The organism is Serratia sp. NFX21 (genome assembly GCF_048517035.1).
GTDB lineage: Bacteria > Pseudomonadota > Gammaproteobacteria > Enterobacterales > Enterobacteriaceae > Serratia > Serratia quinivorans.
In genome coordinates this window covers 812,888-825,552 of record NZ_CP183196.1, presented here as the reverse complement: position 1 = coordinate 825,552, position 12,665 = coordinate 812,888, and the positions used below count along the sequence as shown (strand labels likewise).

Here is a 12,665-nt window from a genome sequence, read left to right as displayed (position 1 = left end):
ACGCGTTGTTCATTAGGCCGTTACGGGCACTTATAAACCTGGCCGGCCATTTTGCTGTCCAGCGGAGCAAAGCTTGAAAGCAGGTTCTGACTTGGGCTGGTTGCGCCGTAAATCACATTGCCGCCCATCGCCGCTGCCTTGTTACGCAGATCGTTTGCCGCACCGCGCATGGAGCTGCCTTCACCACCGTTACCGGACAACCAGTTGCTCTGGGTACCCGTCACTTCGCCCACCAGCTGGCATTCTGCTGCCGGTTTGGTGTCGGTAAATTTAACCTGCTGGCCTGCGGCGGACAGTTCATTGGTGCTGCTGCAGCCTGCCAGCAGCACGGCTGCCGAAAGACCCAGTAAGGCTTTAATCCGCATCTTGTTCCCCATATGATATTGAGAATTCCGCAAAAGCTTATCAGAAAGCGTTGCCATCTCTTAAGCATCCGTTGCCACTGGTAGCTGGCCAACGTCTTGAGCGACGGCTGATGAACTATCAGTTTACCAGCTAAATCAGCCCGGTCTGCAAAAATATCATCAAATGCCGTGCGACAAAGCACGCAAATAAAAAGCCCCGACCAATTGGCCGGGGCTTCTGCACACGCAAGCGTGGGGGATGATTACATCATGCCGCCCATGCCGCCCATGCCACCCATACCGCCAGCACCACCTAAATCAGGTGCGTCGCCTTTTGGCAGGTCGGTTACCATGCACTCGGTGGTGATCATCAGGCCAGCCACAGAAGCCGCGTACTGCAGAGCAGAACGGGTTACTTTGGTTGGATCCAGGATACCCATCGCGATCATGTCGCCGTATTCTTCAGTTGCTGCGTTGTAACCGTAGTTACCTTCGCCCGCTTTCACGGTGTTGGCAACAACAGATGGCTCTTCGCCGCAGTTCAGAACGATCTGACGCAGTGGTGATTCCATTGCGCGCAGCGCAACTTTGATACCCACGTTCTGATCTTCGTTCACGCCACGCAGTTCGCTCAGTTTGGACGCTGCACGAATCAGTGCAACACCACCACCAGCAACCACGCCTTCTTCTACTGCAGCACGGGTTGCGTGCAGAGCATCTTCAACGCGAGCTTTCTTCTCTTTCATTTCAACTTCGGTAGCAGCACCGACTTTGATTACCGCAACGCCGCCAGCCAGTTTCGCTACGCGCTCTTGCAGTTTTTCACGGTCGTAATCAGAAGTTGCTTCTTCGATCTGCTGACGGATCTGGGACACACGGCCCTGAATCGCAGGTTCTTCACCATTACCATCGATGATGATAGTGGTGTCTTTGTTGATAACGATGCGTTTGGCCGTACCCAGATCTTCCAGGGTAGTTTTTTCCAGCTCCAGGCCGATCTCTTCAGAGATAACGGTACCGCCAGTCAGGGTCGCGATGTCCTGCAGCATGGCTTTACGACGGTCGCCGAAACCAGGTGCTTTAACCGCAGCCACTTTCACGATGCCGCGCATGGTGTTAACCACCAGGGTAGCCAGCGCTTCGCCTTCAACATCTTCAGCAATGATCAGCAGTGGTTTGCCGGCTTTCGCCACGGCTTCCAGTACTGGCAGCATTTCACGGATGTTGGAGATTTTTTTGTCAGCCAGCAGGATGAACGGGCTTTCCAGCTCGATAGAACCGGTTTCTGGCTTGTTGATGAAGTACGGAGACAGGTAACCGCGGTCGAACTGCATCCCTTCAACAACGTCCAGCTCGTCTTGCAGGCCGGTGCCTTCTTCAACGGTGATAACGCCTTCTTTGCCCACTTTTTCCATCGCTTCTGCAATCAGTTTACCCACGGTTTCGTCGGAGTTTGCAGAGATGGTACCAACCTGAGCAATGGCTTTGGAGTCGGAGCAAGGTACGGACAGTTTTTTCAGTTCTTCAACAGCGGCGATAACCGCTTTGTCGATACCGCGCTTCAGATCCATTGGGTTCATGCCGGCAGCCACTGCTTTGAGGCCTTCGGTGATGATGGATTGAGCCAGTACGGTTGCAGTGGTGGTACCGTCGCCCGCAGCGTCGTTCGCTTTAGAGGCAACTTCTTTCACCATCTGCGCACCCATGTTTTCGAACTTGTCTTCCAGTTCGATCTCACGAGCAACAGATACGCCATCTTTAGTGATGGTAGGAGCGCCGAAGGATTTATCCAGCACTACGTTACGGCCTTTCGGGCCCAGGGTCACTTTTACTGCATCAGCGAGAACATTCACACCGCGGAGCATTTTCACGCGAGCGTCATTGCCGAATTTTACGTCTTTAGCTGCCATTGGTATTTCCCTTCAACTCGTTCAGTTCAGAAGATAAAGCGTTCTTACGCTTCAACAATTGCCAGAATGTCGCTTTCGGACATGATCAACACTTCTTCATTGTCGATCTTCTCTGCTTTCACGCCGTAACCGTCGTTGAAAATAACGATATCGCCAACTTTCACATCCAGTGGTTGGACGTTGCCGTTTTCCAGCACACGGCCTTTACCCACTGCTACTACTTCACCACGAGTAGATTTACCCGCTGCAGAGCCAGTCAGAACGATGCCGCCAGCAGATTTTGATTCAACTTCTTTGCGCTTGACGATAACGCGGTCATGCAATGGACGAATACTCATTGAACGCTCTCCTGTAAGAAGGTCTCTATCAGATTTAGGGTTGTCACCGGATTATGATTACCGGCCTCGTGGGATTTGAAATGGGGGCATTCCATCCCCCTTCAAGGGGGCAGCCAAAAAAATTTTCGCTTTTGATGGCAAAACTGAGCTACGGATACAAGAAACGCGGCCTGGGCCGCGTTTCTTTATCTGTCGTTAGGTTTGTCACGATCTTCAGGCTGGCTTCCCAGGGTATAACGATCGTCACTCTTACGTTGAAACTCACCGTCAAAGGTGTTGCCGTTGGCAGCATCACCACCCGTTCCCCAACCGCCAGGACGGTAGACGGAAAGATGCGGCATCAGCTTCAGCGTCAACGACTTCTGCACCGGCGGCAGCAGCAGCAACAGGCCAAGGAAGTCGGTAAAGAATCCCGGCACCAGCAGCAGGAAGCCTGCCAGTACCAGTGAAACGCTCTTCACCATTTCCGCCGCCGGGCTTTCACCCGCGGCCAGCTTCTGTTGCATCTGCATGAAAGTTTTCATGCCCTGATTACGCACCAGCGAAATGCCGACGCAGGAGGTAAACACCACCAACAACAGGGTGATCGCTACGCCCATGACGGCAGCGACTTTGATAAATAGCGATATTTCTATGTAAGCCAATAAAAATATCAGCAGTAACGGTAACCAGCGCACCTGGTTCTCCTCTGGCAGATCTACGTTGCCGCACAGTGGCGACAACGCGAAAAAGGGGCCGGTAAACGGCCGACCTAAATACAATGGGGTCAGCCGACGGCCATTTCAACCAAAGGCTCTTTTTTATTGCTAAAGTTAGTAAACGTGAATGAGATCACAGAACGGGAAACACGTGATTTTAGAAGGCTCAGAAGGTGATCTGGATTCAGTCATTTATTACTAACCAGCATATGATCTGGGCAGCAACGGGCACGGTGGTTAATCGTTTCACGCCTGAAGCCTTCGGCAACATAATTTGGTTACCTGACAATTAATTAATTCGGCAGCAATATAAAGAAGGTTCTCATGTCAAATAACATTCGTATCGAAGAAGACCTGTTAGGAACACGTGAAGTCCCCGCAGAAGCCTATTACGGTGTTCACACTCTGCGTGCGATTGAAAATTTTTATATCAGTAATAGCAAAATCAGTGACGTGCCCGAGTTTGTCCGTGGCATGGTGATGGTAAAAAAAGCCGCTGCGCTGGCGAACAAAGAACTAAAAACCATCCCACGCAAAATCGCCGATGTCATCATCCAGGCCTGTGATGAAGTGCTGGATAAAGGCAAATGCATGGATCAGTTCCCGGTAGACGTGTTCCAGGGCGGTGCAGGCACTTCGCTGAACATGAACACCAACGAAGTGCTGGCGAATATCGGTCTGGAACTGATGGGTCATCAGAAAGGCGAATACCAATACCTGAACCCTAACGATCACCTCAATAAATGCCAGTCCACCAACGACGCCTACCCTACCGGTTTCCGCATTGCGGTTTACGCTTCCAACCAAAAGCTGATCGACGCCATCAACCAACTGCGCGAAGGCTTTGACCACAAGGCCAAAGAGTTCGAAACCATCCTGAAAATGGGTCGTACCCAGTTGCAGGACGCGGTGCCTATGACACTGGGCCAGGAATTCCATGCGTTCAGCGTGTTGCTGAAAGAAGAAACCCGTAACCTGCATCGCACCGCCGAGCTGCTGCTGGAGGTGAACCTGGGTGCCACCGCTATCGGTACCGCGCTGAACACGCCGGAAGGCTACTCGCAGTTGGCGGTACAGAAACTGGCTGAAGTCAGCAACCTGCCGGTCGTGCCGGCCGAAGATTTGATCGAAGCCACCTCCGACTGCGGCGCCTACGTTATGGTGCACAGCGCACTGAAACGTTTGGCGGTCAAACTGTCCAAAATCTGTAACGACCTGCGCCTGCTGTCTTCAGGCCCACGCGCCGGTCTGAACGAGATCAACCTGCCGGAACTGCAGGCCGGCTCCTCCATCATGCCTGCCAAGGTCAACCCGGTGATCCCGGAAGTGGTCAATCAGGTATGTTTCAAGGTGATTGGCAACGACACTTGCGTTACCATGGCGGCCGAAGCAGGCCAGCTGCAGTTGAACGTAATGGAACCGGTGATTGGCCAGGCCATGTTTGAGTCAATCCATATCCTGACCAACGCCTGCTATAACCTGCTGGAAAAATGCATTAACGGCATCACCGCGAACAAAGAAGTGTGTGAGCACTACGTGTTCAATTCCATCGGTATCGTCACCTATCTGAACCCGTTCATTGGCCACCACAATGGTGACATCGTCGGGAAGATCTGTGCTGAAACCGGCAAGAGCGTGCGCGAAGTGGTGCTGGAACGCGGTCTGTTGACCGAAGCCGAGCTGGATGACATCTTCTCCGTGGAGAACCTGATGCACCCAGCCTATAAAGCCAAACGCTATACGGATGAAAATGAACAATAACAGATACACCCGGTAGCCCAAAAAGGCACGCTAAATCCTCTGGATAGCGTGCCTTTTTACTTTCCATCGCCCACAAAATTTTAACTTTTTATTTTCAAATAATCTTATTTTAAGGAGTAGACACTATGTTAGCCGTAGAATTGGTTATCGTTCTGCTGGCCATTTTTTTAGGGGCCAGGCTGGGCGGTATCGGAATTGGATTTGCAGGAGGGCTGGGGGTTTTAGTCCTGGCGCTGATTGGCGTGAAGCCGGGCAGCATTCCGTTCGACGTGATATCCATCATCATGGCCGTCATTGCCGCGATCTCGGCAATGCAGGTCGCCGGTGGCATGGATTATCTGGTTCAGCAAACGGAAAAACTGCTGCGCAAGAACCCTAAGCACATCACCATTCTGGCACCGATCGTCACCTATTTTCTGACCATCTTCGCCGGTACCGGCAACATTTCGCTTTCCGCTCTGCCCGTGATTGCAGAAGTGGCGAAAGAACAGGGCATCAAACCTTGCCGCCCGTTGTCTACCGCCGTGGTCTCCGCCCAGATTGCCATTACCGCCTCGCCAATTTCCGCAGCGGTAGTCTACATGTCCTCAGTAATGGAAGGTCACGGCGTCAGCTACCTGCACCTGCTGATGGTGGTGATGCCTTCGACCTTCTGCGCCGTGGTACTGATGTCGCTGCTGGTAAGCTGGCTGTTTGACTCCAAACTGTCTGACGATCCGGTTTACCTGAAACGCCTTGAAGAAGGCCTGGTCACCCTGCGCGGCAACAAAGTGATGGAAATCAAACCGCGCGCCAAAGTGTCTGTGTTGCTGTTCCTGCTGGGCGTGCTGTGCGTGGTGGCCTACGCCATTATCAACAGTCCGGGTCTGGGCCTGGTGGCCAAACCCTTGATGAACACCACCAACGCGATTTTGATCATCATGCTGAGCGTCGCCACCCTGACCACCTTACTGTGTAAAGTCGATACCGATATGGTACTCAACTCCAGCACCTTTAAGGCCGGTATGAGCGCCTGTATCTGTATTCTGGGCGTGGCCTGGCTGGGTGACACCTTTGTGCAGGCCAACATCGACTGGATCAAAGATACCGCAGGCAGCGTGATCCAATCACACCCGTGGTTGTTGGCGGTGATTTTCTTCTTCTGCTCGGCGCTGCTGTACTCTCAGGCCGCCACCGCCAAGGCGCTGATGCCAATGGCACTGGCACTGAACGTCTCGCCATTGACCGCCGTCGCGTCCTTTGCCGCCGTCTCCGGGCTGTTTATCCTGCCGACCTACCCTACGCTGGTCGCCGCAGTACAGATGGATGACACCGGCACCACACGTATCGGCCGCTTTGTGTTTAACCACCCGTTCTTTATTCCCGGCACCATCGGGGTGATATTGGCGGTGCTGTTCGGCTTCCTGCTGGGCAGCGTCATGCTGTAATGCTTTCACCGGGGCTACGGCCCCGGTTTCCCCAACCCGCCCCACTGGCGATAAACTCGCCTTCTAGCCGACCGTCCTTCAAGGTATAGTGCCCACTGATAATCTCGATGAGAGGGCTGAAGATGTCTGATTGCGAAGCTGTCGTCATACTCTGCACCGCACCCGATGAAGCCACGGCTCAAGACCTGGCGGCCCGGGTTTTGGGGGAAAAGCTGGCGGCCTGCGTCACGCTGCTGCCCGGCGCGTCATCGTTATATTACTGGGAAGGGAAACTGGAACAGGAGTACGAAGTGCAGATGCTGTTTAAAAGCCAACGCAGCCATCAAGACGCCCTGCTCAACTACCTGAAACAACATCACCCGTATCAAACGCCCGAGCTGCTGGTGCTGCCGGTGATGGCTGGAGATAAAGACTACCTGTTATGGATCAACGCCTCATTAAATTGATATTCCTGCTTTGCAGCCTGTTTTTTTTGCCACAGGCGGCTCAGGCATCGCTGTTCGCCCCTAACGGCGGCACCCAATTCGTGCCGGTCGATCAAGCGTTTGCCTTCGATTTTAAGCAGCAAGACCACCAGCTGACGCTGAACTGGCAAATTCGCCCCGGTTATTACCTCTATCGCCAGCAAATCAAGCTGGTGCCGCAGCAGGCAAGGTTAGGCTCCTTTGAGCTACCGGCCGGGCTGAGCCACAAGGATGAATTCTTCGGCGAAGTCTCTATTTTCAAACAGCAGCTGAATCTGCCGATCCCACTGCAGCAGGCCACCAGCGGTGCCAGCCTGAGCGTGACTTATCAGGGCTGCGCCGAAGCAGGTTTCTGCTATCCGCCGGAAACGCGGGTCATCCCGCTGGATGCGGTAAGTGCCACAACCGCACTGCCAGTCAGCGCACCAGAAGAACCGGTGCCGGCCAGTCTGCCATTCTCCCCCCTGTGGGCACTGCTGATTGGTATTGGCATTGCTTTCACCCCCTGCGTGTTGCCGATGTATCCACTGATTTCCGGCATCATTCTTGGGCGTGAAAAACCGCACAGCAGCGGACGTATACTGGCACTGGCGGTGGTTTACGTACAGGGCATGGCGCTGACCTACACCTTGCTGGGTTTGGTGGTTGCCGCCGCCGGCTTGCAATTCCAGGCAGCGCTGCAACATCCGTATGTGCTCATCGGCCTGTCAGTGCTGTTTATCGCGCTGGCACTGTCGATGTTCGGTCTGTATTCGCTGCAGTTACCTTCTTCACTGCAAACCCGGCTGGCGGGCTGGAGCAATAGCCAACAAGGCGGTTCGCTGCCTGGCGTATTCCTGATGGGCGCGCTGGCCGGGCTGATATGCTCCCCTTGCACCACAGCGCCGCTCAGCGCCATCCTGTTGTACATTGCCCAAAGCGGCAATATGTGGGCCGGCGGTGGCACTTTGTATCTGTATGCGCTGGGGATGGGCATCCCGCTGGTGCTGGTGACCCTGTTCGGTAACCGTCTGTTGCCACGCAGTGGCCCATGGATGCAGTATGTCAAAGAGGCGTTCGGCTTTGTGATCCTGGCGCTGCCGGTATTCCTGCTGGAACGAGTGATCGGTGATGTGTGGGGACTACGGCTGTGGAGCCTGCTTGGCCTGGCGTTCTTCGGCTGGGCCTTCGCGCTGAGCCTGAAGACCTCCCGCGGCTGGGTACGGGCATTGCAATTACTGCTGCTGGCTGCGGCCGTCATTGCTGCGCGACCGCTGCAAGACTGGGCCTTTGGCACCAGCAGCGCGCAGCAGGCAGCGGTACAACACCTGAACTTCACGCGTATCAGTAATGTAGATCAGCTCAATGCTGCACTGCAGCAGGCGCAGGGGAAACCGGTGATGCTGGATCTGTACGCCGACTGGTGCGTCGCTTGCAAGGAGTTCGAGAAATATACCTTCAGCGATACGCGCGTTCAGGCCGCGCTTGCCAACACCGTGCTGCTGCAGGCGGATGTCACGGCCAACAATGCCGAGCAGGTCGCGCTCCTTAAACACCTGAAAGTCCTGGGATTACCAACTATTCTGTTCTTTAACGGCACGGGGCAAGAGTCAACCAGCCAACGGGTTACCGGATTTATGGATGCCGCGGCGTTCAACGAGCATTTGCAGAAAACGGTGCAATAAATAACACTGAGGATCGGAACCGAATTTGGAGGAAGCACAAGTGCAACGTGAACACGTCCTTGATACGGCACTGGGGCTGTTGGAACAACAGGGCCTGGCGACCACCACACTGGAAATGCTGGCGGATAAACTCGATGTGCAGCCGGGCGACCTGAAACGGTTCTGGCCGGATCGTGAAGCGCTGCTGTATGACTGCCTGCGCTATCATGGTCAGCAAATTGACACCTGGCGTCGCCAGTTGCTGCTGGACGAGACTCTAAGCCCACAGCAAAAACTGTTGGCGCGCTATGACGTTTTGGCAGAGTACGTCAAACACGACCGCTATCCCGGCTGTTTGTTTATCGCTGCCTGCAGCTTTTTCCCGGAGGTGGATCACCCTATCCACCAATTGGCAGAGCAACAGAAGCTGACATCGCTGGATCTGACCCGCGATTTGCTGCGTGAAATGGATGCCGATGACGCCGATATGGTGGCACAACAGATGGAGCTGATCCAGGAAGGTTGCCTGAGCAAACTGCTGATAAAACGCCAGCTACAGGACGTTTCCGTGGCCAAGCGGCTGGCGGAAGACATCTTGCAGGTAGCTCAGTGCCGCAGAAACGGGGCGTTAAGTTAATTCAGTGTGCGGCGGTGCACCGCCGCCGCAGAATTTTGGCCAACCCGGCGCAATTTTTGCGCCCTTTGACCGAAAAGCCAGCAACCAGACGCGTTTTACCTGATTTCATTCATAAAGCCGTTGACTGCCTTCGGCCAATACGGTTTAATGCTGCGCGTTGCCCGGATAGCTCAGTCGGTAGAGCAGGGGATTGAAAATCCCCGTGTCCTTGGTTCGATTCCGAGTCCGGGCACCATCTTTAGAAGAACCCGCCTATGGCGGGTTTTTTGCTTTTCAGGGGTAGTACTCTTCATCGACAGACTCGCCCCGCCATCGCCGTCAACTAAAGTACTTAATAATCAACATAGCGCCGGAAGCCAACAAGATCACATTGATAAGTTTGAGGAATTGCTCACGCGACATCTTCAACGTGAAGTAACGGCCCAGGGTAATCCCCACCAGCATGCCCGGCACCAGCACTAGCGCCAGCAGTAATAAGTCAACGTCCAGATAAACACCGGCCAGAGCAAAAATGACCACCCGAGTCAGGGTACTCATACCAATCAGAGTGGTTTGGGTTATACGGAAAGCTTCTTTTTTCTCAATCCGGCCACTGAGATAGATGGCATAAATAAAGCCACCGCTACCAAAGAGCGCGCTGAATATCCCCCCCACCAAACCAAAAGGCACCGCCGCCCTGGGTGAAAATTGCCGAGCGGGCTTTAAACCACTGAGTGAATAGAGCGCGTAAAACACCACAAAAATCCCCAGCGCCAGCAACAGAATTTCTGGTCGAGTCTTCAACAGGATCGCCGCCCCCAACAGGCTGCCGATAATCATCAGTGGGACCAGCCTTTTTAATTCAGGCCATTGAGCATTCCGCCCGTCGCGACTGACGTTAACAATCGCCGCGCACATATCCAGCAGTGCCAGCAACGGGACGATTTTCGCCACCGGCATATAAAGCGCCATTATCGGACTGGCGACTAGCGCGGAACCAAAACCGGCGATGCCGAAAATCACATAAGCCACTAATAGTGTGGCTGCCAGCACCAGATAACCGGAGAGCGTTAAGGTTTCTTGCATATTAGCTGTTCCCAATCCATGAACATTATTGAGCCAAAAGGTAAAACCTTCTGCCTTAGCCCGGCAAAATTTAGTCCACGGGGGCGTTTTTGACCACCTGACCGTTGATGTTACTATAGGCAGATCACAATAGAGCGCGACGACGTTTAAGGACGATATTTGAGTATGGGAAGCACATTCGCTGTATGGCGGCTGATTGCCGTGTGCGTAATCAGTCTGGGATTACTGGGGTGCGGCTCCGGAAAGAAATCGAACAGCTACGACCGTGATTATGATCGCTTGGCCAGAGGCAGCTATAACGGCAACACCTATACCGTCAAACGTGGCGATACTCTGTTCTACATTGCCTGGATCACCAACAGCGAAGTCAGTGAGTTGGCGCGACGCAATAAAATCCCTAAACCCTACAACCTCGAGATTGGCCAAAAGCTGGCGTTAAATAACGCGACGGCAAAGAAAGGCAAGACACGCAAAACACAGTCAACCAGCCAGATTGCAGCCGTTGCACCGCCGATCCGCAGCAGTATCAAATGCTGGCGCTGGCCAACCCAGGGCAACATTATCAGCAAGTATTCGACGGCCGACGGGGGCAATAAAGGCATCGATATCGCCGGTAACCGTGGGCAACCGGTATTTGCCGCAGCCAAAGGGCGGGTGGTGTACGTTGGCAACCAACTGCGGGGTTATGGCAATCTGATTATGATCAAACACAATGATGAGTACATCAGCGCCTATGCCCACAACAACACTCTGCTGGTGCGCAATGCTCAGGAAGTGAAAGCCGGGCAGAAGATTGCCACCATGGGCAGCACAGGTACCGACAAGGTGATGCTGCACTTCCAGATTCGTTATCGTGCTACCGCATTGGATCCGCTGCGCTTCCTGCCAGCCCAGGGCTCTGCCCCCTCCTGTTGATCCCAAGACGACTAAACCCGCCATCAGGCGGGTTTAGTCGTCAAATCAATCTCGTCCAAAAGCGGTTAAGAGTCTGTTATCTGCCTGGCTTTGCCGGACAAGAACTCTTTCTCAAAGGCGAGCGCCTTTTTACTGTCGAACTGGTGTTCCCATTTAGCTACCACCAGCACCGCCAGCGCATTGCCCACCACGTTCAGTGCGGTACGCGCCATATCCAGGATGCGATCCACACCAGCGATAAACGCCAGGCCTTCCAACGGGATCCCCACGCTACCCAGCGTCGCCAACAGCACCACAAAGGAAACTCCGGGCACGCCGGCAATCCCCTTCGAGGTGAGCATCAGCGTTACCACCAGCACAATCTCCTGGCCCAGGGACAGCTCAATCCCATACAGCTGCGCGATGAAGATGGCGGCAATGCTCTGATACAGCGTTGAGCCGTCCAGATTGAAGGAGTAACCGGTCGGTACCACAAAGCTGGTGATCGCCTTCGGCGCGCCGTAAGCCTCCATCTTTTCGATGATACGCGGCAGCACCGTTTCCGAACTGGCGGTGGAAAAGGCCAGGATCAGTTCATCCTTCAGGATACGGATCAGCGTCCAGATACGCAGGTTACAGATGCGTGCGACCGCCCCCAGCACCACCAACGCAAAGAAGGCAATGGCGAAGTACACCAGCAGTACCAGTTTGGCCAGAGGCAGCAATGAGGCGAAGCCGAAGTTGGCAACCGTCACTGCAATCAGACCAAACACCCCAATCGGCGCATAGCGCATGATCATATGCGTGACTTTGAACATACTTTCGGAAACGGCTTTAAATACCTTCAGCAGCGGCTCTTTGGTTTCTTTCGGCAGTGACGACAGGCCCAGGCCAAACAGCACCGAGAAGAAGATGATCGGCAACATGTCGCCCTTCGCCATCGAGGCGAAGATGTTCGACGGGATCAACGACAGAATGGTGGCAACCAGGCTGTGCGAGCCACTTTGCACCTGCTCCGTGGTTTTTTCATACTGCGAGATATCCACCGCGGTCAGCGTCGACATGTCGATACCGTGGCCGGGTTGAAAAACATTAGCCAATGTCAGCCCCACCACAATGGCGATAGTGGTGATCACTTCGAAGTAAATAATGGTTTTCAACCCGAGACGGCCTAACTTCTTCGCGTCCCCTACGCCGGCAATACCCACCACCAGCGTAGAAATAACGATCGGTACCACAATCATCTTAATCAGGCGGATAAATATATCACCGGCCGGGCTTAGAATATTACTGACTAACCACTCTCGTGATTCAGTTTGATTATGGAGCACCGCCCCAACAATAATGCCCAACGCCAATGCAATCATAATTTGCCAGGCAAGACTGATTTTTACACTCTTCATACCCAAAAAGTCCTCAAAGACTCTTTTCGGCACATTTATAATAACGCGCCGAAAAGAATACTTAATCATTTAATACAGGCT

Annotated in this window: 12 protein-coding genes and 1 tRNA gene; 7 read left to right on the top strand and 6 right to left on the bottom strand. The window is 53.8% G+C overall.

The features are described from left to right. Window positions 1-20: 20 nt before the first annotated feature. The 4 genes from ACNT1W_RS03815 to ACNT1W_RS03800 all read right to left on the bottom strand — a co-directional run bounded on the left by ACNT1W_RS03815 (window position 21) and on the right by ACNT1W_RS03800 (window position 3,269). On the bottom strand, window positions 21-365 hold the full coding sequence (locus ACNT1W_RS03815; protein ID WP_012004874.1) for a DUF4156 domain-containing protein: 345 nt from the start codon (window positions 363-365) through the stop codon (window positions 21-23). Between the two features lie 242 nt (window positions 366-607). Then, window positions 608-2,254 (bottom strand): chaperonin GroEL, encoded by a 1,647-nt coding sequence (gene groL, locus ACNT1W_RS03810; RefSeq protein WP_012004873.1) that lies wholly within the window; start codon window positions 2,252-2,254, stop codon window positions 608-610. A gap of 44 nt (window positions 2,255-2,298) precedes the next feature. Further along, window positions 2,299-2,592 (bottom strand): co-chaperone GroES, encoded by a 294-nt coding sequence (locus ACNT1W_RS03805; RefSeq protein WP_012004872.1) that lies wholly within the window; start codon window positions 2,590-2,592, stop codon window positions 2,299-2,301. Between the two features lie 185 nt (window positions 2,593-2,777). Further along, window positions 2,778-3,269, bottom strand: a complete 492-nt coding sequence (locus tag ACNT1W_RS03800; RefSeq protein WP_017891348.1) for an FxsA family protein — start codon at window positions 3,267-3,269, stop codon at window positions 2,778-2,780. Window positions 3,270-3,614: 345 nt separating this feature from the next. On the opposite strand from ACNT1W_RS03800, the gene aspA reads away from it, so the two are divergent. From aspA to ACNT1W_RS03770, 6 genes are all read left to right on the top strand, one after another. Beyond that, window positions 3,615-5,051 (top strand): aspartate ammonia-lyase, encoded by a 1,437-nt coding sequence (gene aspA / locus ACNT1W_RS03795; protein ID WP_017891347.1) that lies wholly within the window; start codon window positions 3,615-3,617, stop codon window positions 5,049-5,051. A gap of 125 nt (window positions 5,052-5,176) precedes the next feature. Beyond that, the gene (locus ACNT1W_RS03790; RefSeq protein ID WP_012004869.1) at window positions 5,177-6,478 is read left to right on the top strand and encodes an anaerobic C4-dicarboxylate transporter; all 1,302 of its coding nucleotides are present in this window, start codon (window positions 5,177-5,179) and stop codon (window positions 6,476-6,478) included. 122 nt (window positions 6,479-6,600) lie between these two features. Further along, window positions 6,601-6,924, top strand: coding sequence for a divalent cation tolerance protein CutA (gene cutA / locus ACNT1W_RS03785; RefSeq protein WP_012004868.1), 324 nt, complete (start codon window positions 6,601-6,603; stop codon window positions 6,922-6,924). Further along, window positions 6,900-8,606 (top strand): protein-disulfide reductase DsbD, encoded by a 1,707-nt coding sequence (locus ACNT1W_RS03780; RefSeq protein WP_419246425.1) that lies wholly within the window; start codon window positions 6,900-6,902, stop codon window positions 8,604-8,606. The genes cutA and ACNT1W_RS03780 overlap by 25 nt, the downstream gene beginning before the upstream one ends. Before the next feature lie 40 nt (window positions 8,607-8,646). Further along, complete coding sequence (locus ACNT1W_RS03775) at window positions 8,647-9,222, top strand: transcriptional regulator (protein WP_041418443.1); 576 nt, start codon at window positions 8,647-8,649, stop codon at window positions 9,220-9,222. A gap of 159 nt (window positions 9,223-9,381) precedes the next feature. Next, window positions 9,382-9,457: transfer RNA gene (locus ACNT1W_RS03770), tRNA-Phe, on the top strand. 83 nt (window positions 9,458-9,540) lie between these two features. Here the strand turns inward: ACNT1W_RS03770 and ACNT1W_RS03765 are convergent. Continuing rightward, window positions 9,541-10,287 (bottom strand): sulfite exporter TauE/SafE family protein, encoded by a 747-nt coding sequence (locus tag ACNT1W_RS03765; protein WP_012004767.1) that lies wholly within the window; start codon window positions 10,285-10,287, stop codon window positions 9,541-9,543. A 165-nt stretch (window positions 10,288-10,452) separates the two neighbouring features. Here ACNT1W_RS03765 and actS point away from each other — a divergent pair, with 165 nt between their 5' ends. Continuing rightward, window positions 10,453-11,202 (top strand): amidase activator ActS, encoded by a 750-nt coding sequence (gene actS / locus ACNT1W_RS03760; RefSeq protein ID WP_012004766.1) that lies wholly within the window; start codon window positions 10,453-10,455, stop codon window positions 11,200-11,202. 65 nt (window positions 11,203-11,267) lie between these two features. Here actS and gltP read toward each other — a convergent pair whose 3' ends face one another. Continuing rightward, window positions 11,268-12,584: a glutamate/aspartate:proton symporter GltP gene (gene gltP / locus ACNT1W_RS03755; RefSeq protein ID WP_012004765.1), complete on the bottom strand. Its 1,317-nt coding sequence runs from the start codon at window positions 12,582-12,584 to the stop codon at window positions 11,268-11,270. Between the last annotated feature and the right edge of the window lie 81 nt (window positions 12,585-12,665).

Coding starts and splice junctions, on each gene's coding strand:
- ACNT1W_RS03805 (WP_012004872.1), bottom strand. CDS start 2,592: ATGAGTATTCGTCCATTGCATGACCGCGTTATCGTCAAGCGCAAAGAA.
- cutA (WP_012004868.1), top strand. CDS start 6,601: ATGTCTGATTGCGAAGCTGTCGTCATACTCTGCACCGCACCCGATGAA.
- actS (WP_012004766.1), top strand. CDS start 10,453: ATGGGAAGCACATTCGCTGTATGGCGGCTGATTGCCGTGTGCGTAATC.
- gltP (WP_012004765.1), bottom strand. CDS start 12,584: ATGAAGAGTGTAAAAATCAGTCTTGCCTGGCAAATTATGATTGCATTG.
- ACNT1W_RS03780 (WP_419246425.1), top strand. CDS start 6,900: ATGGATCAACGCCTCATTAAATTGATATTCCTGCTTTGCAGCCTGTTT.
- ACNT1W_RS03815 (WP_012004874.1), bottom strand. CDS start 365: ATGCGGATTAAAGCCTTACTGGGTCTTTCGGCAGCCGTGCTGCTGGCA.
- groL (WP_012004873.1), bottom strand. CDS start 2,254: ATGGCAGCTAAAGACGTAAAATTCGGCAATGACGCTCGCGTGAAAATG.
- ACNT1W_RS03765 (WP_012004767.1), bottom strand. CDS start 10,287: ATGCAAGAAACCTTAACGCTCTCCGGTTATCTGGTGCTGGCAGCCACA.
- ACNT1W_RS03790 (WP_012004869.1), top strand. CDS start 5,177: ATGTTAGCCGTAGAATTGGTTATCGTTCTGCTGGCCATTTTTTTAGGG.
- aspA (WP_017891347.1), top strand. CDS start 3,615: ATGTCAAATAACATTCGTATCGAAGAAGACCTGTTAGGAACACGTGAA.